The following is a 22,447-nucleotide window of genomic DNA, read 5'->3' as shown; positions in this document are numbered from 1 at the left end:
GGGTAAGCGCAGCGCCACCCGACATCATAAAGCGCCCCCTAAATCAGTTCGGGCACTTATAAACCTGACCAGTCATTTTGCTGGCAGTAGGAGCAAAGCTCGACAACAAGTTTTGAGTTGGGCTGCTCACGCCATACAGCACGTTACCACCCATCGCCGCTGCGTTATTACGCAGAGCATTAGCCGCACCGCGCATAGAACCACCTTCATCACCATGTTGGCCTGACAACCAGTTGCTTTGCTCGCCGGTTGCGGTGCCAATCAGCTGGCATTCAGTGCCTGGCTTCTCTTCAACGAAACGAACGCTCTGGCCATTAGTGCTTAACTCATTGCTGGTGCTACATCCTGCCAGCAGCAGCGCTGCCACAGCTATTCCTGCTGAAACTTTAATGCGCATGTTCTTCCCCGTTATCAATGCCGTCTTGAATAGTAGCGGGCAGTCATCGCCCGGTGAGATCTTATACCAGAGTGCGACCAAAAAGAAAAAACCCTCAGACATTTCTGCCTGAGGGTTTTCTTAACACGGTGTAACTTCACACCAGGTGTTGGGGCAAATTACATCATGCCGCCCATGCCACCCATACCGCCCATACCTGCGCCACCTAAGTCAGGGCCGTCAGATTTTGGCATATCGGTAATCATGCACTCAGTGGTGATCATCAGGCCAGCCACAGAAGCTGCGTACTGCAGAGCAGAACGAGTTACTTTGGTTGGATCCAGGATACCCATGTCGATCATGTTGCCGTATTCTTCAGTTGCTGCGTTGTAACCGTAGTTACCGTCGCCCGCTTTCACGTTGTTAGCAACAACAGATGGCTCTTCGCCGCAGTTCAGAACGATCTGACGCAGTGGAGATTCCATTGCACGCAGTGCAACTTTGATACCCACGTTCTGGTCTTCGTTCTGGCCACGCAGTTCAGACAGTTTAGAAGCTACGCGAATCAGCGCAACACCACCACCAGCAACCACACCTTCTTCAACCGCAGCACGGGTAGCGTGCAGGGCATCTTCAACGCGTGCTTTCTTCTCTTTCATTTCAACTTCGGTAGCAGCACCGACTTTGATTACTGCAACGCCACCAGCCAGTTTAGCTACGCGCTCTTGCAGTTTTTCACGGTCGTAATCAGAAGTTGCTTCTTCAATTTGCTTACGAATCTGAGTTACACGGCCCTGGATCGCATCTTCTTCACCATTACCATCAATGATAGTCGTGGTGTCTTTGTTGATAACGATACGTTTAGCAGTACCCAGGTCTTCCAGAGTCGCTTTTTCCAGCTCCATACCGATCTCTTCAGAGATTACGGTACCGCCAGTCAGAGTTGCGATGTCTTGCAGCATTGCTTTACGACGGTCGCCAAAGCCAGGTGCTTTAACAGCAGCAACTTTCACGATGCCACGCATGGTGTTAACCACCAGGGTCGCCAGCGCTTCACCTTCAACATCTTCAGCAATGATCAGCAGTGGTTTGCCTGCTTTCGCAACGGCTTCCAGAACTGGCAGCATTTCACGGATGTTGGAGATTTTTTTGTCAGCCAGCAGAATGAACGGGCTTTCCAGTTCGATAGAACCAGTTTCAGGCTTGTTGATGAAGTACGGAGACAGGTAGCCACGGTCAAACTGCATACCTTCTACAACGTCCAGCTCGTCTTGCAGGCCAGTGCCTTCTTCAACGGTGATAACGCCTTCTTTGCCTACTTTCTCCATTGCTTCAGCAATCAGAGTACCAACAGTTTCGTCGGAGTTAGCAGAGATAGTACCAACCTGAGCGATTGCTTTAGAGTCAGAGCAAGGAACAGACAGTGCTTTCAGCTCTTCAACAGCGGCGATAACAGCTTTATCGATACCGCGTTTCAGGTCCATTGGGTTCATGCCCGCAGCAACAGCTTTCAGGCCTTCAGTGATGATGGACTGAGCCAGCACGGTTGCAGTGGTAGTACCGTCGCCCGCAGCGTCGTTCGCTTTAGAGGCAACTTCTTTAACCATCTGCGCACCCATGTTTTCGAACTTGTCTTCCAGTTCGATTTCACGCGCTACAGAAACACCATCTTTAGTGATAGTCGGTGCACCGAAAGATTTATCCAGAACAACGTTACGGCCTTTAGGACCGAGGGTAACTTTCACTGCATCTGCCAGTACGTTAACGCCACGCAGCATTTTCACACGAGCGTCATTACCGAATTTTACGTCTTTAGCTGCCATTCTTAACTTTCCTTAAATTCGTTTATGTTCGTTCAGTTTTTGCGCGGATTACGCTTCAACAATTGCCAGAATGTCGCTTTCTGCCATGATCAACACTTCTTCATTGTCGATCTTCTCAGATTTCACGCCGTAGCCATCGTTGAAAATTACGATATCGCCGACTTTAACGTCCAGCGGTTGTACGTTACCGTTTTCCAGGATGCGGCCTTTACCGACAGCGATGATTTCGCCACGAGTTGATTTGCCTGCTGCGCTGCCAGTCAGAACGATGCCGCCCGCAGATTTAGATTCAACTTCTTTACGCTTGACGATAACGCGGTCATGTAATGGACGAATGCTCATGTGATAGCTCTCCTTTGAGAAAGTCATTATCAATTGTTTAGGTAACGCCGGCCCAAAATGGGTTATCGGCTGGTGACCTGAGAGATGGGGATGAGCCTTCCCCCCTTCAAGGGGGAAAACAAAAAAATTTTCGATTTTTAACGATTGTGACGATCATCGTTATCGCGGTCATCTAGCTGTTTGGGAGCATCGTCTTTACGTTGATACTCACCGTCGAACGTTGAACCACCGCCAGTACCCGCGCTAAAACCACCACCTGGAGTACGCGAGAAACGTAGATGTGGCATCAGTTTCAGCGTCAGATGCTTCTGTACTGGTGGCAGTAACAGCAACAAGCCCAGGAAGTCAGTGAAGAAACCTGGCAACAACAACAGCAAGCCTGCGATGATTAACGAAACGCTTTTAATCATCTCAACTGCCGGGCTTTCACCCGCTGCCATTTTCTGCTGCATCAGCATGAAGTTTTTAAAACCTTGGTTGCGAACCAGCGACATACCAATTACTGAAGTGAATATCACCAGCACAAGCGTCAGGAAGACACCCATAACGTGGGCGACCTGAATAAACAATGAAATCTCTATGTATACATAGAGAAAGACGGCAATTAACGGTATCCAGCGCACCGTACACTCCTGTAGTTGGAAAAGCCCGTAGTAAAAACGGAGCAATTGTAGCAAGCGCCATCAAGCACTTGCGAAAAATAGGTTAGCAATTATGCACAGTCAAAGAGATGGCGACTCTATAGTCAAAAATCAATCTAAGCGCCTTATTATTTTTTTGGAAGTTTTCAACAATTGATCAACATCACATATTAATAAATGTTATGTGAGCAGACCTTTTAATAAGTGATCCAGATTACTGCTTTTCGCTATCATCAGCATATCATCACGGCACGCAGACCGAATATGGACATAATCGTCGGTCTATTCATCGCACAACCGTAGATCCTGTGTGTGCAATGATCAATCAATGGCAGCTTTAATTAAGAAGGTTCACATGTTAAATAACATTCGTATCGAAGAAGATTTGTTGGGTACCAGGGAAGTGCCAGCGGATGCCTATTATGGTGTTCATACTCTGAGAGCGATTGAAAACTTCTACATAAGCAACAGTAAAATCAGTGATATACCTGAATTTGTGCGCGGTATGGTCATGGTTAAGAAAGCAGCGGCAATGGCGAACAAGGAGTTGCAAACCATTCCGAAAAGCATCGCAAACACCATTATCCAGGCCTGTGATGAAGTGCTGAATAACGGCAAGTGCATGGACCAATTCCCGGTGGACGTTTACCAGGGCGGTGCCGGTACTTCCGTCAACATGAATACCAACGAAGTGCTCGCCAACATTGGGCTTGAGCTGATGGGCCACCAGAAAGGTGAGTACCAGTTCCTGAACCCGAATGACCACGTAAACAAATGCCAATCCACTAATGATGCCTACCCGACAGGTTTCCGAATCGCGGTGTATGCCTCTATTTTGAAACTGATTGATGCTATCAACCAATTAGGCGATGGCTTCCAACGCAAAGCGGTTGAGTTCGAAAATGTCCTGAAAATGGGCCGTACTCAGCTACAAGACGCCGTACCAATGACGCTGGGCCAGGAATTCCACGCATTCAACGTGCTGTTAAATGAAGAAACGCGCAACTTGCTGCGTACCGCAGAGCTGCTGCTTGAAGTGAACCTGGGCGCTACTGCAATCGGTACACGCCTGAACACCCCAGAAGGTTACCAGCAACTGGCGGTGCAGAAACTGGCTGAAGTCAGTAACTTGCCATGCGTTCCAGCTGAAGACCTGATTGAAGCGACTTCCGACTGCGGCGCATACGTCATGGTTCATAGCTCCCTCAAACGCCTGGCGGTGAAAATGTCGAAGATCTGTAATGACCTTCGCCTGCTCTCTTCCGGTCCACGTTCTGGCCTGAACGAAATCAACCTGCCGGAATTGCAGGCTGGTTCTTCCATCATGCCTGCCAAAGTAAACCCGGTAATTCCAGAAGTCGTGAACCAGGTCTGCTTTAAAGTGATTGGCAACGACATCACCGTAACCATGGCTTCCGAAGCCGGTCAGCTGCAGCTGAACGTAATGGAACCCGTGATTGGCCAGGCGATGTTCGAGTCTATTCACATCCTGACCAACGCTTGCTACAACCTGCTGGAAAAATGCATCAACGGCATCACAGCCAATAAAGAAGTGTGTGAAAGCTACGTCTACAACTCAATTGGTATCGTGACTTATCTGAACCCATTCATTGGCCACCACAATGGCGACATCGTTGGGAAGATTTGTGCCGAAACCGGAAAGAGTGTGCGCGAAGTTGTTCTGGAACGCGGGCTGCTCACCGAAGCCGAGCTGGACGATATCTTCTCCATCAACAACTTGATGCACCCGGTCTATAAAGCAAAGCGTTACACCGATGAAAGCGAACAATAGTCCTTTCTGGTAGTCATTAAAAGGCACGTCCATTGGACGTGCCTTTTTCATTTGCGCTTACAACAAAAACACAACAAACAATTATCAATCATCACACACAAGGAAGGAAATCATGTTTGGAGCTGAACTCGTTATCGTGCTTTTAGCGATATACCTCGGTGCCAGGCTCGGCGGCATAGGCATTGGCTTTGCTGGCGGTTTTGGCGTATTAGTTTTAACCCTGATTTTCCAGGTCAAACCAGGCTCAATCCCATTTGATGTGATTGAAATCATCATGGCAGTTATTGCCGCGATTGCCGCCATGCAGGTAGCAGGCGGAATGGACTATCTGGTCAGCCTTGCAGAAAAACTACTGCGTCGCCATCCGAAATACATCACCTTCCTCGCTCCGCTCGTGACATGGTTTATGACCATTCTTGCGGGAACCGGTCATACTGCATTTTCCACGCTTCCGGTAATTACGGAAGTTGCGAAAGAACAAGGCATTCGCCCATCGCGCCCACTGTCTATTGCTGTTGTCGCCTCGCAAATCGCCATTACTGCTTCACCGATTTCTGCCGCAGTGGTGTTCTTCTCCGGCATTCTTGAGCCAATGGGCATCAGCTATCTGACTCTACTGAGCATCTGTATTCCGGTTACGCTGGTAGCCGTTATGCTGACAGCGATTGTGTGTAACTTCCTGGGCAGTGAACTGAAAGACGACCCGGTTTATCAGGAACGTCTGGCTAAAGGCGAAGTAAAACTGCGTGGGGCCAGCGTGTTTGAGTTAAAGCCTCATGCAAAACGCTCGGTGCTACTGTTCCTTATCGGTATCGTTGCCGTCATGCTGTACGCCACCGCCATCAGCGACACCGTTGGCCTGATTCAAAACCCAATCCTGCCGCGTAACGAAGCGATTGTAGTGTTCATGCTGACCATCGCCACGCTTATCTGCCTCACTTGTAAAATTGATACTGGCGAAATCCTTAATGCCAGCACGTTCAAATCGGGCATGAGTGCCTGTATCTGCGTACTGGGTGTAGCCTGGTTGGGTGATACCTTCGTTAAAAACCACATCCAGGATATTCAGGCCGTTGCGGGTGACTTGCTGCAAAGCTATCCGTGGTTGCTGGCTGTAGTGCTGTTCTTCGCAGCCACTTTGCTTTACTCCCAGGCGGCAACCACTAAAGCACTGATGCCAGCGGCATTAATGCTCGGTGTTAGCCCGCTGACCGCCATCGCATCTTTCGCCGCCGTTTCAGCGCTGTTCGTGCTGCCAACCTACCCAACCTTACTGGCTGCGGTAGAGATGGATGACACGGGCTCTACGCGTATTGGTAAATACGTGTTTAACCACGCGTTCTTAATTCCTGGCGTTATCGCTATTACGCTGTGCGTGATCCTCGGCTTCATTGTCGGCGGCTTGGTTCTGTAAATCTTTTAAAACACGGGTCGCACTGCGGCCCGTTTAACGCCCCCGCTCACTCCCACATGCTATAGTCAACCGCGAATCCACCAGATACGAGGTTAGCTATGCCGACTACCCAGGCTGTTGTCATCCTTTGTACTGCCCCAGATGAAGCCACCGCTCAGGAGCTTGCCGCCCTTGTGCTGGCTGAGAAACTGGCGGCCTGCGTCACCTTATTGCCCGGTGCGACATCGCTCTATTACTGGGAAGGGAAAATGGAACAGGAGTATGAGGTGCAGATGCTGCTCAAAAGCGACATTGAGCATCAGGAAGCGCTGCTCGCTTGCCTGAAATCGCATCACCCATATCAAACCCCTGAATTACTGGTTCTGCCAGTTACCCACGGAGATAGTGAATACCTCTCATGGCTCTACGCATCTTTGCGCTAATTTTTGCGCTATTCAGCTCACATGCTTTTGCAGGTCTTTTCGACAACCAAAGCAAATCTCAGTTTGTGCCGGTCGACCAGGCTTTTGCATTTGATTTTCAGCAGTCTGACCACCAGCTCAACCTTAACTGGCAGATAAAACCCGGCTATTACCTCTATCGCCAGCAAATAAAAGTGAATCCGGCTCAGGCCGAACTCGCCCCGCTAGAGTTGCCAAAAGGCACCTGGCATGAGGACGAATTCTACGGAAAGACTGAGATCTATACCCAGCAGCTTAATCTATCGATAACGATTGAGAAGGCGACCAAAGGGGCAACTGTTAGCGTGACGTATCAGGGCTGCGCCGAAGCGGGCTTCTGTTACCCGCCTGAGACGCGCGTGGTGCCACTTAGTGAAGTACTGCCAGAGGCAAATTCATCAGCGCCCGTAGCTGTTGTGCCAAAAACACCAGCAGACGCTACAGATACTAAAACCACCCAACTGCCGTTCTCTGCACTTTGGGCGTTCTTAATCGGTATCGGTATCGCGTTCACGCCTTGCGTGCTGCCGATGTACCCATTGATTTCCGGCATTGTGCTCGGAGGTAAACAGCGTTTATCGACTGCTCGTGCCCTGCTGCTGACCTTTGTCTATGTGCAAGGAATGGCGTTGACCTATACCGCGCTGGGCCTTGTGGTTGCGGCGGCTGGCCTGCAATTCCAGGCAGCTCTTCAACATCCTTATGTGCTTATCGGCCTGTCAGCACTGTTTGTACTGCTCGCAGCATCCATGTTTGGGTTGTTCACGCTGCAACTGCCGTCATCGCTTCAAACGCGCCTTACGTTGATGAGCAATCGCCAGCAAGGCGGTTCCGCGGGTGGCGTGTTTGCGATGGGCGCATTAGCCGGGCTGATTTGCTCGCCTTGTACTACCGCACCGCTGAGTGCCATTCTGCTGTACATCGCCCAGAGCGGGAACATGTGGCTCGGAGGCGGCACGTTGTATCTCTACGCGCTAGGCATGGGCCTGCCGCTGATGCTCATCACCGTATTCGGTAACCGTCTGCTTCCAAAAAGTGGCCCGTGGATGGAAACCGTCAAAATCGCATTTGGTTTTGTGATCCTTGCACTGCCGGTTTTCCTGCTGGAACGCATACTGGGAGATAATTGGGGTATTAGGTTATGGGGTTTGCTCGGCGTAGCGTTCTTCGGCTGGGCGTTTATCACCAGCCTGCAAGCGACTAAATCGTGGATGCGCGTGGTGCAGATAATCCTGCTCGGTGCGGCACTGGTTTGCGCTCGCCCGCTGCAAGACTGGGCATTCGGGAGCACGGTAACCGCCAGCCAGGCACATCTCAATTTCACCAAAATTGCTAACGTTGAGCAGCTCGATGCCGCACTCGCCAATGCAAAAGGCAAACCCGTAATGCTCGATTTGTACGCCGACTGGTGTGTGGCTTGCAAAGAGTTTGAGAAATACACCTTTAGCGATGCGCAGGTACAGCAACAGCTGGGAAATACCGTTTTACTCCAGGCTGATGTTACCGCCAACAACGCGCAAGATGTGGCGCTGTTAAAGCATCTCCAGGTTTTAGGGCTACCAACGATTTTGTTCTTTGATACACAAGGGCACGAGTTGCCAGAAGCACGTGTGACCGGTTTTATGAATGCTGACACCTTCCGTACGCATTTGCAGAAACTGACGCCGTAAACAACACTCATTGTGGGAAGTACACTAAATAATTCAGCTTGCATCGAGGCAGCTTGAAGTATGACGGGTACAACGGAGGAGATAACCGTGCAACGCGAAACAGTACTAGAGCACGCCTTACACGTACTTGAACGTGAAGGAATTGCCAGCACCACCCTGGATATGGTCGCCGCAGAGGCAGACTATCCGGTTACAGAGATCAGCAATTTCTGGCCAAACAGTGAGGCATTACTCTATGACGCCCTGCGTTATTTGAGTCAGCAAATTGATGTCTGGCGCCGTCAGCTCGCGCTTAATGAAGAGTTGTCGCTCGAGCAGAAACTGTTGAAGCGCTACGAAGCGTTGACCGAATGCGTCAACAACCATCGCTATCCGGGATGCCTGTTTATTGCGGCCTGCACCTTTTACCCGGATGCATCGCACCCGATTCACCAACTGGCCGATCAGCAGAAAAAAGCCGCCTGGGAATTCACTCATGAAATGCTAATGCAGCTGGAAGTGGATGACCCAACGATGGTGGCGCATCAAATGGAACTCGTGCTGGAAGGCTGCCTGAGCCGTTTGTTGGTGAAACGCAGCCAGGCCGATATCGAAACTGCCCGTCGACTGGCCGAAGATATTCTGCGATTCGCCCAGTGCCGACAAGGTGGCGCATTGACCTGATGAATTGTTTTCTCGCCATTTTGCATGAAAAGAAAGCACTTAAACGCATTTAGCCCCTTTTTTATGACAAAGCCGTTGACGCCTAACGGCCTTTACGGTTTAATGCGCCCCGTTGCCCGGATAGCTCAGTCGGTAGAGCAGGGGATTGAAAATCCCCGTGTCCTTGGTTCGATTCCGAGTCCGGGCACCACTATTTAAAGAAACCAGCCTAAGGGCTGGTTTTTTGCTTTCTGAGATTCGGACTCTTCATCGAGCCCTTGTTTAAAACTTAAAGGTTCGATTACTTGTCGCTTCCCTGCGACTCGCCCTGATATAACAATTACCAGAAGTACTTCACACCCGCGCTGGCAGAAAAGGCCTGGTCATTCGCCGTGCTACTCTGCATTCCGGCAAAAAGCTGCACGCTATTCAAAAGAACGTAATCAATATCTAAGCCGTAATCGAAGCTGTTCCGATCAAACTCTGGCGAGTTCAGCGAAATTTCCTGCCCGCTCATATTGGTCGTCAGTCTCATATCGCTGATATCACGCGCCACGATCTTGCTGGCCTGCGCCCAGGCTGACAGATGGAGTTCATTACTCACCATATAATTAAAGCGAGAGCCCAGCGCCACGCTACTCTGGCGCCCTTTCATGCCACTGACACTCACACCCTGTGGGTTTCCTTCATCGATACTATCGGTATTAGAACGATCGTATTCAACGCCGAGATAGGGCGTGATATCGGCTTCATGCGGTAAATGAAATGCGTAGCCTGATTCAAAGTAAAGGCTCGCGCTGCTCATATCCGTATTCGACTTCTGGCTACTTTGCGTGCCATTGCCGATAACCGGACGTTTAATGTCTGCATCACCACGCTGGTAACTTGCCAGACCGTTCAGATAAAACGCGCCATCGTTGAACTGCCCATAAGCGCCAATACCATTCTGGCTCCCATCAAGACTTCCACCGTTTCTGTCCAGTTTGGCAGTGATATTATTTTTATTAACGAAGCCACCCAGCAGCAAGGCATTGCTAACACGACCATCCATCCCCACAGAGGTGTTATTAGTGGTGCTGCTCACCTGGTTCCATCCATCAGGCTGATACTGGTTTTTCATATAATCATAAGAAGTCCACACGCCAGGGGTAACTTTACCCATGCCATACATGGCACTTAAACGATTCACGACAGTTTGCGTAAGGCGATTTTGCTCCGCCAGTAACACGGAAGGCAGTTCGGAATAAATGACGCCAGAATGGCTATCCACAATGCGCTGAACACCATCTCCTGAACGAGTAGATTGTAAGCCCGCGGAATAATCCAATAATTGCTGCTCGTCTACCGTCAGTACTTCACCGTTGTACTGCTTTAATGCAACGTCATTAGCAGCAGCAAAAATGCTGTCTACCGCTTTGGCGCCCGCCATTGACAGAGAATCTCCATTACTGACGGCATTTTGCGCAGAGACTTGTTCCACATCGAGATTGACATGGTCAGGCGTATAATTAGCATGATTAATCTTCAGGAACTTGCTGCCATTGACCTGGCTAAATTGCCCCTGAATATTTTGCGCATGCAGAATGTCGTACGTCCCGTTAACCACGTAATTCTGATTAACCACGTTGACCGTGCCATCCAGCGCCGCGTTACCGCTAATATCAAGCTGATTATCAATGTAGGCATTAAGTATGCCGTTATGGCTCTGTGAATAATCGCCTTTCACTTTCAGTGAGCCGTTAGATAAATCTATCGTCCCATTGTTATAAGTCGAACTCACTGAACCAGAACCCGTTAATAACCCTCCAGGGGAAATGTTCACTGAGCCACGATGAATACCGCCACTAACCCATAGTGTGCCCTGATTTATCGTGGTATCGCCGGTATAGCTGTCATCCCCTGCCAGTTCCAGAGTGCCGTTACCATTTTTAACCAGACCAGCATCACCGGATATATCATTACTGAAGATGTAATGCGAATCGGGTACTTGAGCATTAAAGTCGCCAAAGAGAGAAGAAAAAAGCATTGGGCCATTTTCTGCACGCAGAGCATTTAACTCACCCCAACCATAGCTCGCGTTATAATGTGCCCCTTGTGGGGAACCATCAGGCAGATAGGTTGCGGTCGTTAATATTGTCTGTTTTACCTGCTTTGCGGTCATCCAGGGATATTTTTGCCATACATTTGCTGCCGCTGCCGTAACTTGAGGTGCGGCACCTGAAGTCCCGTAGAAATAAACATGACCGCTGTTATTCTCGCTGAGCAGTGGCCCAACGACATAATCGCCAGCAAGACACCAGGCCGCAGCCCTTCCGCAAGCATTACTGCCTTTAATTACACCGTTTTCGTCATACTCACTATAGAGCTGCTTATTACCATCAAGACCCACTACCGTGATTAATCCATTTTCGATAGAGCGATCAATCAACGGGGTCAGGTTTTCTGCGGAGGGTTCATTAAATAAATCATTCCCGGCAGAAAAAACTATCAAACCATTGTTATTAACCAGATATTTTAATACTGATGTAATCGGTGAATTTGCATCGTAATGATTATAACTCCCCCATGAGGCATTAAATAAATTGACCCCATAATGCTGATGCAGATCCATAATTGCAGCAAGTTGATCATCAATCATTGAATGGCCAAGAGGGTCATCGGTCGTTTTCGCTTCATAAAGCTGAATGTCCTGGCTACCTACATATGTCCCACCACTACCCGTACTGACAAGGATTTGAGAGACATAGCTACCATGTCCAGAAGTATCCATATCAGCCAGTGCCAGCGATGCTGTAATATCCTCGGGAGTAAATGCACCTGAGCCAAGGTTCTTCCCCTGCCCGACATAATGCAAAATAATGGCAACCTTACCGGTTATATTGCTGAGGCTTTTATTAATACCTGAATCCAACACCCCAACTTTGACTTTATTATTGTTTGCCGCAGGAGTTTGTACATCGGGTTTTATCGCTGGAGTATTTATTGCTTGAGGAGAACCTGAGCCACTACCACCACCGCCTCCACCACATGCCGTTAACAAAAGAGGAATAAAGAACGCGATCTTTTTTAACTTTAATATATTCATTGTCTCAGTAATGTCTTTTTTTGGATATTTATTATGTGATTCATGTGGGTAATAAACATTACTTAATCGCTGTGTAAAAATCAAACGCATTATTGAGAGGCAATTCATTCAATTATTAATATAAATAGATAAATTGAACACTCATACTTTCGGGAAAATAGAGCTAAATATTACGATTAAAAACTATGATTACTTAATGAGAAGAAAGATGAAGTAGGGATTAGGCCAATAAATTAAAGGGAACATCGCGAAATTCGATGTTCCCTTTAATTCATAGTTTTAAAATAGTCGCCAGGCCATAAGGCTCAATCCTACTTTTGGGTAGCCTTACGTTAAACCCGCTATAAAACCAACATCATAAAGCGGCTATTGGGGTCGAGTTGATAATCAGCAAACGGCTCACAATCGACAAAGCCATGCTTGAGATAAAGCTGATGGCAAGCAGCAAAGCCCGGCTGAGTCCCGGTTTCTAAACTCAGACGCAGGAAGCCACGCTCACGCGCAACTTGCAAAATGTGCAGCAAAAACTGGTTTGCCACACCACGGCGTAAAAAATCCGCCGCGGTACGCATTGATTTCAACTCACCATGCCCATCATCGAGCATTTTCAGTGCACCAATTCCGGCTAATTGCTCCCCTTCCCACGCAGACCAAAATGTCACAGCCGGGTCACGGAGTTTTTGCACATCCAACGCGTGGCTGCTTTCTGGCGGTGATTGTTCCAGCATGCCGGAAATATGGTAGGCCACTAATGTCTGCACCGCCGGATGCGAAAGATCGTCAATTTTGATTGTGAACATACGAGGTTTCCAAATGTTGGGTAGAGAGCAAGTAACATATTTGCAACATCAAAACGAACAATTACCTGTACGTCCAATAACGATTACTTATAGCCCTCATTTCTTCATTTGCTGTAGCTGAATCTGATCCGCGTATTTGGCCTGTTCTGCCAGCGCTGAAAACTGTGCCGGAAGATAAAAACTCTCCGGTACCTTAAGCCCACGCATGTCGCTGCCAGTGTGGATTTGCAATTCTCCAAGCTGACTTATCGTCACCCCGGCAACGGTTTCAGGCATCACCAAGCGATAGGGCTTCGCCTTTTCAAATGGGACAGGAGTCGGGTAACGGTTCTCGCTGAGATCATAATTACGGTTGAGCACCAAAAATTTATCCGGCACCCGGCGCTTGCTGTTCCACCAGTCGCCGTCCACTTCGCGGAATTTTCTTTCTGATTCTGTTTTGCTGACCGCGCCAAGTTGTACCAATGCCTTGTGTAACGCCTTGTCTATCGCATGATCGTAAGACTCAATTGACCTGGCGTGTCCGTGCAAAATCACGTTTATCGCCAGCCTTGCGCCCAATAAATTGGAATAGAGATCTTCGGGCGAAAAAGCAGATATCTCCTCAGAAAATCCCGGAACCGACTGGAATCCATACCACTGAGCAATCTCATGCCATTGCGCAAGCTGGAAGGCAAGATGCCCCGCAAGCCAGGCCGCAATCGTATAGCGTTCAACCATGGACGCGGGTGGATTAAACGCATGAAGCTGAATGCGTCGGACACCCAATTCTTCGCTATAGAACAGCCGCCAGTCCTGGCCAAGCCGTGAGTAGATCTGCGTGAAAAGGTAGAAGGTATTATCAGCAGTATCACGCACGTGGGCGATATCAATAAAACCCCCACGGCGAGTGTAAATGAGGCCACTTTTCTCCTCACTCAAACCAACAATATTTTTGACTGCTCCCAATGCGCTATCGTTGTAACGATGATGACCAAGGGTGGTAAGCGTCAGAATATTACCAATCTGGTAGACCGGAATGGGTACACCGACGGCTCGTACTTGCAGGTCATATCCAAAGGCACAGCAAGGTCGTAAAGACTCAGGAGCCGTGAGCTCTTGTGTTATTGGCCATACTCGCCTCGCCTTCTCAATGGGCAAGATATCTGCTGATTTCGGTGACGCGCCAAAACTCAGGGATGCCACACCAAGCAGCAGAGAAAAAATCCAGCGCTGCATTAAAATGCCTCCGCAACTTGAAAGTAAAACCCGGCACTCTCTTTGCCAAACCCCAGGTCGAGGCGAATATTCATGTCAGGCTTAACCTCGAAGCGGTAACCCGCGCCGATGGTAGGTAACAGCGGGTTATCTGAAAGATTATGCGGGCTGTCACCCAATGCGCCCGTGCCAACCCACAACACATAACCGTGCCGCCAGTTAAGCTTTTTACGGTATTCCAATTGTGTGCTGACCACGTCTTTATCGCGATAACGCCCCTGGTAATAGCCACGCATTCGATTATCGTCCCCGGCCTGCGACAAGCGATCCCATGGCACATCACCACGCGCAAAACGCCCCCAAAGATCGAACGCCAACACATCCTGATTGTTTAGCGGAAGGTAATAATTATATTGCAGCTGCAAAACGGTGAAGTGGTTATCCGAGCCAAGGGCAGGATCAAAAAGGCTGTATTCGGCACTAAAGAACTGCCCGTGTTGCGGCCGGGTTATCACATCCCGAGAATCATAGTTGATAGCCGCCGTGATACCCGAACTCAGCGAATTTCCTTTCACGTTGTAGCGGGAGAAGTTATCACCGGGATGTTGATCATCAATATTTTCAGCGTCATACGTTGAAAAATCCCAACCCAAACCGGCATACAGATCATCAACCACCTGGCGCATGATCTGCGGTTGAAGGCTAATCGATTGTTGCGTGTATTTCTGCTCATCACCCTGCGCCGCATCGTAGCCAATGCCCCAAAAACCGGTCGGGATCTTCGCAAGCGATCCATCGACAAACAACCGCCATTCATCCCCCGAAAAGAAGGTGTAATTCTTCATGCCAAGCCCTAACGCGCCGCTAGTACTCACAAAACCGGTAAATGACACCGACGAGTTTTGCGTGACATGATCGTTGGGATCAACGCGGTACACTCCTGCGATGGCAGTCCCCAGGCCCAGTTTCAACTCCGGGGTATAAAACGGCCCAGGCAACACGCTCCAGTCAATGCCTTTACTGGGGTCATATTGATTATCAGCCCCCAGCTTTCCCAGAAAACCGTCAATCTCCTCGCGCGTCATGGCAACCGCGTCCGTCGGTGTATTCATCAGGCTTAATAAGCCCAAAAATAGCGCGCCACGTTTCTTCATCAGAATCGATATTCACCTGCGAGGAAGAAGCTATTACGCTCGTTAAAACCAATCTCCGTCAGCACGTTAAAGTTTTGCGTGAGTTCATATTGCGCGCCAATCAACGTGTTCCATGGCGAAGTGAGATGCTGTTTAACATCAAAACGCCCATCGTCATCTTTATTTACCGAATTGATCAGCGGCTGAAGTTCGGCAGGCATATGCAAGTCAGATAGATTGCCTTTGAACTCCTGCTGGACGTCCTGATACATCGCGCCTATCCACACGCTTAAATGTGATGGCCCGGAAATTTGCGGCATATCGAAACGATACCCGACGCGTGGCGATATGGTCAGGGCTGAGATTTTGCCGTCCAGAATATCGAAATTGGTACGCGTGTAGTTGGTGTCCACCAGCGTAAACCAGTTTTTATACCCGCCCGCCAACGTAACGCCGGTGCCATAAGTGACGCCTTCAAAATCGAGCGTGAAATCGATGTTCTGTAAATCACCGCTCTGGTTCAGGCTGTGCACCGACGAGGCAATAATCCGGTCAATGCCGGTATAACGCGACGGGTCAGCATCCACCGATACGTTCGAAATCGACGAGCCTTTTGTGTACCCCATCAGCCCATAAATATTTAAAAACGGGAACACCCACATATCCAGACGCAGGTTTTCAGTCTTACTACGCTCACGCGTATGGCCGACATCAATGGCAAACATATCGCTGGGAATAGGATGCGCGCCAAGCTTCAACCCGGAGAAGGTAATACTATCAACGTCGACATTCTGGCGAATATTCATATAGCTGAGGTTCACACCAAACGGCAGCGGAATAGAATATCCGCGCGCACGCGCTTCATCTCCCCAAATGGGAAACGTGCTGCTGTCTGTCGCAGTGTCCGTTGTCGCACCAAACGCCGCACCGGATAAAAACAGTAGCGGTAGCGCAATCACCCGGCACTGTTGCACACTCCTTTGGATTTTCTTCATGGCGTTCTCTTAGATATTTGCATTGTCAGTCAGGCGGCAAATTCCCTCTATAGCCCCGCCCCCACATTGAAATAAACGGCTTGTTCGCTATCACTAAAGGCGACATCAATCCCGGTATGCAATCCGAACTTGCGCGCAATCAGGTAGCGAAACCCACCGCCATACGCCACTTCGGTTTTATTAAAGAGATCGTCGGCTTCTTTGCTGGCGCTTCCTGCCCCCACAAAACCCTGCAACACCCAGCGCGGCGTCATTTGCCATTCAAGCTGGGTTTGCGTGGTGCTGACATAATCTCCCTGATAGCGATACTGCGAGATGCCTCGCAATTTGATATAGGGCCGTGCCATCGGTGGCAAATGCCGGTCATGGTTTGAAAGTGACTGATAATTCCCGGCCAGCACCAGCGTGAAATCGGTGCCGAGCGGTTGGAAATATTTACCGTCGAGCGTCAACATGTCGTAGCGATAATCACCACCGAGGAAGCTGCTATAAAACTGGTATTCCGCCGTGGCTGACAGCCCGTTGTGCGGGTAGAAAAAGTTATCGGTGGTGTCATATTCCATGACCAACCCAAGCGCTGATGAAGCGCTCTCCTCACCCAAAACACGCTGCAATGCGCGGCTAATAACCGGGTTATCCGCAGAGATTTTGGTATCTGCATAAAACTGTGAAGCGCCGATAAAAAATGGCGTATCAGCTACTCGGAACTGCAATTTTTGCATACCGCCGTAGCCTTTGGTTTGCGTACTGATGCCCTTTCCTCGAGAGAACCCCGCAACGTCACCTGAATAAATATCAAGATTTACATCTGCATAACCGAGTGCGACCAAATAACGGATGCTGTCATTGTTCCAGGTGTGGCGATGTCCACCGCCAACAAACCAGGTGCCATTTTGCGTGGCGCCCCCGCCGAATGCCGTGACTGCAGGCGGGATAGTTTTTGCGCCGGGATGGTTTTTCCCGGCTTCACTGTCCGGCGTATCATGCAAGAAAAGGCCAAACAGTCCGCCGCCGTAACCTACCGCAGGCTCGGTTATCACCACCGGGACCGGCAAAAAGCCGTAACGGTTGTCACTAAGGTATTCACTCATATCCAGCATACCGTCCACCTCATCAATCAGCCCGCTGGCAGTGGCGACCAATGGCTGTGCTAGCCCCACGCTGAACAAAAGAACCAACGGGTAGCCGGGCTTCATCACGACGGTTTCTCAGGCTGCACAGCAGGCGCAGCAAACCAGTTATCACGCGGCACCATCACAGCACCTTCCGGCTGGTTAACAAAATTCGGCGACATAATCTGCACGTTGAATTCGTTAAACACATCCTGAATATGGCTGTGCAATTCACTCTTCACGCCAGCCAACGATTCACCCACGCGTAATTTGACCTGTAATTCGTATGCGATGTACCAGTCCATCAAATTGAGCTGTCGAACCAGCGGTGGCGTGCTGGGATCAATACCTTGTGTGCGTTTAGCGGCCAGCTCCAGCATGGCGTGAACCTGCCGCCAGGGCGTGTCGTAACCGATAGTGACGCTGGTTGTCAGATTAACGCCGGAACCTGGATTCTGAGCGCTGAGGTTGGTGATTTTCCCGCTCACGACCACCGCATTCGGCACCGTGACGATGTAGTTTTCGCGCGTGAGGATTTTGGTTGCCAGCATACCGACTTCATTCACCAGCCCTTCGTTATCGCCGATGCGAATGACATCTCCTTTGCGTAGCGCACGAGAATAGGTCAGCACCAGGCCACTCATGGCGTGGTTCATCACCCCTGCCGAGCCGAGTGTTAGCATCAAACCGAAGAAAACGCTGATCCCCTTAAATGCCACCGAGTTAGCACCGGGCAAGAATGGATAAGCCGCTGAAAGCGCAAATAACCAGACCATCACAGAAATCAGTTTACGTGTGGCTCCCACCGTTTCCGGGTGCAGGCCAGGCACCATCATTCTTCTGCTTTCAACGCGCGTGAGGAGAATTTTGAGCAACTTGAGAATAAATGCGGTGATTAAAAAGATAATCATCACAATCAATAATCCGGGAAGTGCTGAAACGATCGATAACGCAATTTTCTGGACAACGTTAATCGACCAGTCACCCAGCGACTCCCCCCAGACTCGCGTCCACGGGAATAACCTGAAGATCCAACTCAACCAGACATAAAATGCCGCAATGCCTAAGAAAATCATCAACAAACCATAGAGATAGCTTTCCACCGCCCCGAGGAACTCGCGCCACTTAGCCGGTATTAAGCCTTTTTTACGACTGATTCGTGCTTCAAAGTATTGCTTAACTTTTTTCCAGGACTTGAACGCGCCGTAGAACAGCAGCCCTAAAACAACTGTTCCCGCTAAGGTTTTTACAACTGCAGTGGCGAGGTATGCCGAGGAGTACTGATCTTTCAAGGAAGTGCGCTGCTCATCCATACGAGCCAGCACCCGTTGCGCAGCTTGATCGAGCGTCAGATCATCACCTTCGTCTAAATCACTTTCTGCTAATAACATCAGCATCTTACCGTTGATCGTAAATAAGCGGCCTTGCTGGTTGTAGCGTGTGACAGGGGTAATGATTATCGGCTGGCGAATGTCTTCTTCACTCAGAGAGCGTAAGGTTCGGCGAATGCGCAGCACGCGTTCCTCAGGCGTGGTCAGGCCAAATTTTGCCTGCAACATAACAATCGGGTGATGAAAGATAGAGATTGTTCGTGCTTTATCTTGCTCAGAAGGAAGTTGCCTGGGTTCCGCCGCATGCAGCCCACCTGCGGTTATCAGAGGTATCCATGCCAACAGGAATAGCAGCGCCCTAATCATATGTTTCACCCAAAAGGAATGATTTTGTTTTATTTTTCAATGACACGAGTAATGCTCTGCCGAGTCATATCTGATTTGAGCATAGACCAGCATCAAGCATATTCAAGATAACAAGAGTGATATTAAAGGCTTGGTGAACAAGGATATCTAGGGTGGTATAGGTAGGGTGAGCACGGTATCATTTAAAAAATTTATTAAAGGAGTGTTATTTGTGGACATTAATCACAACACTGGCGAAAACGTCATTACCAGTACCAAAGGCTATATGTGGTTTTTGTCTCTGAATATAATATATTGTTTCTGGTTATTATTACGCAGTGCTCATCGCAGTGATATTGATACACTCCCATTGGCATTACAAATATTGTGTGGCTGCATCATTACACTTTCAGTCATCAATCTTATTATCACACTCAAAATAAAGAAGAATATTAATGATGGTTTCTATCACACGGTGCTTCCTTATGTGGTATTAACCTTTGGAGTATTGTGGTCAATACTATTTTTAAATTTCACTCTTTATTACCAAAACCAGCTGATGACGTTGATGTTGACCGTCTCAGTATTATTACCGGCCACGATTACGTTCTACATTTCAGGACGGCTGTTGCTGCTGTTCTCGGCACCGCTGGTTTTGTCATTGATGTATGTCGAATTCTTCTTGCTGGAGAAATTCAGCGTGGTGCAGTTTGGCGGTGTCATCATCATGCTGCTGGTTATCTATTCTGCCCGTTACATTCTGCTTGAGTGGTATCAGCGTGTTCAGCGCAGTGAATATGAAAAAAATATCCTGATCAAAAAGCTGGTACAGCAGGCGCACTACGACGCATTAACCGGACTATTTAACCGCCTGAGCCTGACTCGCTTCTTTGAAGAGTGCGTCACCTCTCTCGCCGGAAACAAAAAAAAGCTGTTTATGATTGTTATGGATATCGATTATTTCAAACAATACAACGATGTGTATGGCCATGTTGCAGGTGATAAATGCCTGATAAAAGTCTCGCAATGTATTGAAAAATCACTAAGAAAAGAGAGCGATAGTGCGTTTCGTTTCGGTGGTGAAGAGTTTGTTGTACTGACGGTGTGTGATGATATCTCCCAGGTCAAAGCGATAAGCCACAGGATTCAGCAAAATATTGCTCATGCCCATATTCTTCATAAGGGTTCAGACGTCTCTTCGGTGCTAACCATCAGCCAGGGTATTGCACAATGGCAAGAAGGAATGGCGCTGGAAGCATTGGTTGAACAAGCAGACCAGCAACTTTATAAAGCTAAGAAAAGTGGTAGAAACCGTGTTTGCTATTAAATGTTAATAGTCAGATGAAAAAACCAGATCCAATTATGTGATATATCTAAGTTTTATTGATTATTCTAAACCGAGCAAAAACAATCTTTGCTCGGTTATTCCTGTTGATTCTCTCATGAGCCCCACATTATTTTTAGCTATAACGTTTAAAAATAAATAAACCCCTACGAATCTATCTAATACAGAATGGTAATGTATATAGCACCATTTATTAAATTTCAATTAGTTAGCCAGTCCCTCTTATTTTTTTCAAATTGATAATATTCTTAACTATCTTAATTAGAAGTTTTCTTGGTAATTCATAATGTAATAGCAAGTTTCTACCCTTGACTATACTCATTCAGTCCCTTCAATGAACGGAGTTACAACGATGCTAAACAAAGTCCCTTACAAAAGGACAATGATAGCCAGCATGCTCGCATTGATGTCTGGTGCCGTGTCCGCTGCTGATGCAGCCCCCGCGACAACCGCTCCTGAAAACGCAGCAACGCAAGACACCTCAAAACCAAATATCGTGGTTATTTTCGGTGATGATATTGGTTACTGGAACCTGAGCACCTATAACCAAGGAATGATGGGCTATAAAACGCCGAACATTGACAGTATTGCCAGTGAGGGTGCCAAGTTTACCTCCTATTATGCAGAGCAGAGCTCCACCGCTGGGCGTTCTTCGTTCATTACCGGACAAATGCCTTTCCGTACCGGGATGAGTAAAGTCGGCATGCCAGGTGCTCCGCAAGGCCTGCAAAAAGAAGACCCAACCATCGCCAATATCCTCAAACAACTTGGCTATGCCACCGGGCAGTTTGGTAAAAACCACCTTGGCGATCGTGACGAATTCCTGCCAACTGCGCATGGCTTCGATGAATTCCTCGGCAACCTTTACCACCTCAATGCCGAAGAAGAACCTGAAAACCCGGACTACCCGAAAGACCCTGAATTCCGTAAACAATTTGGCCCGCGCGGCGTCATCAAAAGCACCGCCGACGGCAAAATTGAGGACACCGGCCCGCTCACCATCAAGCGTATGGGGACGGTTGATGAAGAAACCCTCGCTGCCAACAACGACTTTATGGAACGCCAGAGCAAAGCCGGTAAACCATTCTTCACCTGGTTTAACACCACACGTATGCACAATAAAACTCACCTCAAAGACGCCAGTAAGGGTGTGACGGGGCTTGGGGACTATGCAGACGGCATGGTTGAACACGACAAAATGATTGGCGAGGTGCTGCAAAAGATTAAAGACCTCGGTATCGAAGACAACACCATCGTGCTGTACACCACCGATAACGGCCCGATGACCGCAACCTGGCCTGATGGCGGTATCACGCCGTTCCGTGGTGAGAAAAACACCGGCTGGGAAGGCGGCTTCCGCGTACCGGCGATGATCAAATGGCCGGGCCATATCAAGCCGGGCACGGTGATTAACGACATCTTCGGCAGTAACGATTGGTTCCCGACGCTGGTTGCAGCAGCCGGTATTCCAGATATCAAACAGCAACTACTCACGGGCTACAAAACGCCATCCATCACCTACAAAGTACATCTTGATGGCTATAACCAACTCGACTTCATCCAGGGCAAAGGCGAAGACCCGCGCAAAGAGTTCTTCTACTGGAGTGATGACGGCGACTTGCTGGCGATTCGTTATGGCCGCTGGAAAGCGCACTTCATGATTCAGGAACACACCGGTATCGATTTGTGGCGCTATCCGTTCACTAAACTGCGTGCGCCGATGATCTTCGACCTGGAAGTGGATCCGCTTGAAAAAGGCTCCGACGGCATGGGCTACAACACCTGGTTCTACGACCGTCTGTTCTTGATGGGCGGCGCGCAGAAATACGTCACAGAAATGCTTGATACCTTTAAAGAATTCCCACCACGTCAGAAACCGGGTTCCTTCACCGTTTCCGATGCGGCGGCAATGATTGAACAAGGTGCCAACGCGAATAACTAAACCCGTCTTCCGGGTGGGAAAC

At 48.9% G+C, this 22,447-nt stretch carries 18 protein-coding genes and 1 tRNA gene; 8 read left to right on the top strand and 11 right to left on the bottom strand.

Annotation, left to right across the window (positions count from 1 at the left end; all coding sequences use genetic code 11):
* Positions 1–43: 43 nt before the first annotated feature.
* The 4 genes from M977_RS12925 to M977_RS12910 all read right to left on the bottom strand — a co-directional run bounded on the left by M977_RS12925 (position 44) and on the right by M977_RS12910 (position 3,164).
* Entirely contained in the window at positions 44–397 is a 354-nt protein-coding gene (locus M977_RS12925; RefSeq protein WP_034461360.1) for a DUF4156 domain-containing protein, read from the bottom strand.
* A gap of 158 nt (positions 398–555) precedes the next feature.
* Complete coding sequence (gene groL / locus M977_RS12920; RefSeq protein ID WP_064515601.1) at positions 556–2,199, bottom strand: chaperonin GroEL; 1,644 nt, start codon at positions 2,197–2,199, stop codon at positions 556–558.
* 48 nt (positions 2,200–2,247) lie between these two features.
* Positions 2,248–2,541: a co-chaperone GroES gene (locus M977_RS12915; protein ID WP_034461121.1), complete on the bottom strand. Its 294-nt coding sequence runs from the start codon at positions 2,539–2,541 to the stop codon at positions 2,248–2,250.
* A gap of 137 nt (positions 2,542–2,678) precedes the next feature.
* Entirely contained in the window at positions 2,679–3,164 is a 486-nt protein-coding gene (locus M977_RS12910) for an FxsA family protein (RefSeq protein ID WP_064515596.1), read from the bottom strand.
* Positions 3,165–3,537: 373 nt separating this feature from the next.
* Here M977_RS12910 and aspA point away from each other — a divergent pair, with 373 nt between their 5' ends.
* The 6 genes from aspA (at position 3,538) to M977_RS12880 (ending at position 9,351) form a co-directional block, all read left to right on the top strand.
* Positions 3,538–4,974: an aspartate ammonia-lyase gene (gene aspA / locus M977_RS12905; protein ID WP_064515594.1), complete on the top strand. Its 1,437-nt coding sequence runs from the start codon at positions 3,538–3,540 to the stop codon at positions 4,972–4,974.
* 112 nt (positions 4,975–5,086) lie between these two features.
* On the top strand, positions 5,087–6,388 hold the full coding sequence (locus M977_RS12900; protein ID WP_064515589.1) for an anaerobic C4-dicarboxylate transporter: 1,302 nt from the start codon (positions 5,087–5,089) through the stop codon (positions 6,386–6,388).
* Between the two features lie 98 nt (positions 6,389–6,486).
* Positions 6,487–6,810, top strand: coding sequence for a divalent cation tolerance protein CutA (gene cutA / locus M977_RS12895; protein WP_034461116.1), 324 nt, complete (start codon positions 6,487–6,489; stop codon positions 6,808–6,810).
* The gene (locus M977_RS12890) at positions 6,786–8,498 is read left to right on the top strand and encodes a protein-disulfide reductase DsbD (RefSeq protein WP_064515588.1); all 1,713 of its coding nucleotides are present in this window, start codon (positions 6,786–6,788) and stop codon (positions 8,496–8,498) included. Before cutA ends, M977_RS12890 begins: the two co-directional genes overlap by 25 nt.
* An 87-nt stretch (positions 8,499–8,585) precedes the next feature.
* A complete protein-coding gene (locus M977_RS12885) occupies positions 8,586–9,161 on the top strand; it encodes a transcriptional regulator (protein WP_064515586.1) in 576 nt (191 codons plus the stop codon).
* Positions 9,162–9,275: 114 nt separating this feature from the next.
* Positions 9,276–9,351, top strand: a tRNA-Phe gene (locus M977_RS12880).
* A 129-nt stretch (positions 9,352–9,480) separates the two neighbouring features.
* On the opposite strand, the gene M977_RS12875 is transcribed toward M977_RS12880, so the two are convergent.
* From M977_RS12875 to M977_RS12845, 7 genes are all read right to left on the bottom strand, one after another.
* Positions 9,481–12,225, bottom strand: coding sequence for an autotransporter domain-containing protein (locus M977_RS12875; RefSeq protein ID WP_167351091.1), 2,745 nt, complete (start codon positions 12,223–12,225; stop codon positions 9,481–9,483).
* Positions 12,226–12,566: 341 nt separating this feature from the next.
* Complete coding sequence (locus M977_RS12870) at positions 12,567–13,025, bottom strand: GNAT family N-acetyltransferase (RefSeq protein WP_064515582.1); 459 nt, start codon at positions 13,023–13,025, stop codon at positions 12,567–12,569.
* Positions 13,026–13,121: 96 nt separating this feature from the next.
* Positions 13,122–14,243 (bottom strand): DUF4056 domain-containing protein, encoded by a 1,122-nt coding sequence (locus M977_RS12865; protein ID WP_064515580.1) that lies wholly within the window; start codon positions 14,241–14,243, stop codon positions 13,122–13,124.
* Positions 14,243–15,376, bottom strand: coding sequence for a BamA/TamA family outer membrane protein (locus M977_RS12860; RefSeq protein WP_064515577.1), 1,134 nt, complete (start codon positions 15,374–15,376; stop codon positions 14,243–14,245). The genes M977_RS12865 and M977_RS12860 overlap by 1 nt, the downstream gene beginning before the upstream one ends.
* Positions 15,376–16,350 (bottom strand): porin family protein, encoded by a 975-nt coding sequence (locus tag M977_RS12855; protein ID WP_064515575.1) that lies wholly within the window; start codon positions 16,348–16,350, stop codon positions 15,376–15,378. The genes M977_RS12860 and M977_RS12855 overlap by 1 nt, the downstream gene beginning before the upstream one ends.
* Positions 16,351–16,397: 47 nt before the next feature.
* Positions 16,398–17,546 carry a BamA/TamA family outer membrane protein gene (locus tag M977_RS12850; RefSeq protein WP_064515573.1) on the bottom strand — a complete coding sequence of 383 codons (1,149 nt, stop codon included), beginning with the start codon at positions 17,544–17,546 and terminating at the stop codon, positions 16,398–16,400.
* Positions 17,546–19,159: a mechanosensitive ion channel family protein gene (locus tag M977_RS12845; RefSeq protein WP_157092073.1), complete on the bottom strand. Its 1,614-nt coding sequence runs from the start codon at positions 19,157–19,159 to the stop codon at positions 17,546–17,548. The genes M977_RS12850 and M977_RS12845 overlap by 1 nt, the downstream gene beginning before the upstream one ends.
* 265 nt (positions 19,160–19,424) lie before the next feature.
* Here M977_RS12845 and M977_RS12840 point away from each other — a divergent pair, with 265 nt between their 5' ends.
* On the top strand, positions 19,425–20,465 hold the full coding sequence (locus M977_RS12840) for a GGDEF domain-containing protein (RefSeq protein ID WP_064515999.1): 1,041 nt from the start codon (positions 19,425–19,427) through the stop codon (positions 20,463–20,465).
* A gap of 370 nt (positions 20,466–20,835) precedes the next feature.
* Entirely contained in the window at positions 20,836–22,425 is a 1,590-nt protein-coding gene (locus M977_RS12835; protein ID WP_064515569.1) for an arylsulfatase, read from the top strand.
* The last annotated feature ends 22 nt before the right edge of the window (positions 22,426–22,447 follow it).

The sequence above is a fragment of the Buttiauxella gaviniae ATCC 51604 genome (assembly GCF_001654835.1).
Lineage (GTDB): Bacteria > Pseudomonadota > Gammaproteobacteria > Enterobacterales > Enterobacteriaceae > Buttiauxella > Buttiauxella gaviniae.
This window is presented reverse-complemented; position numbering and strand designations above follow the sequence as displayed.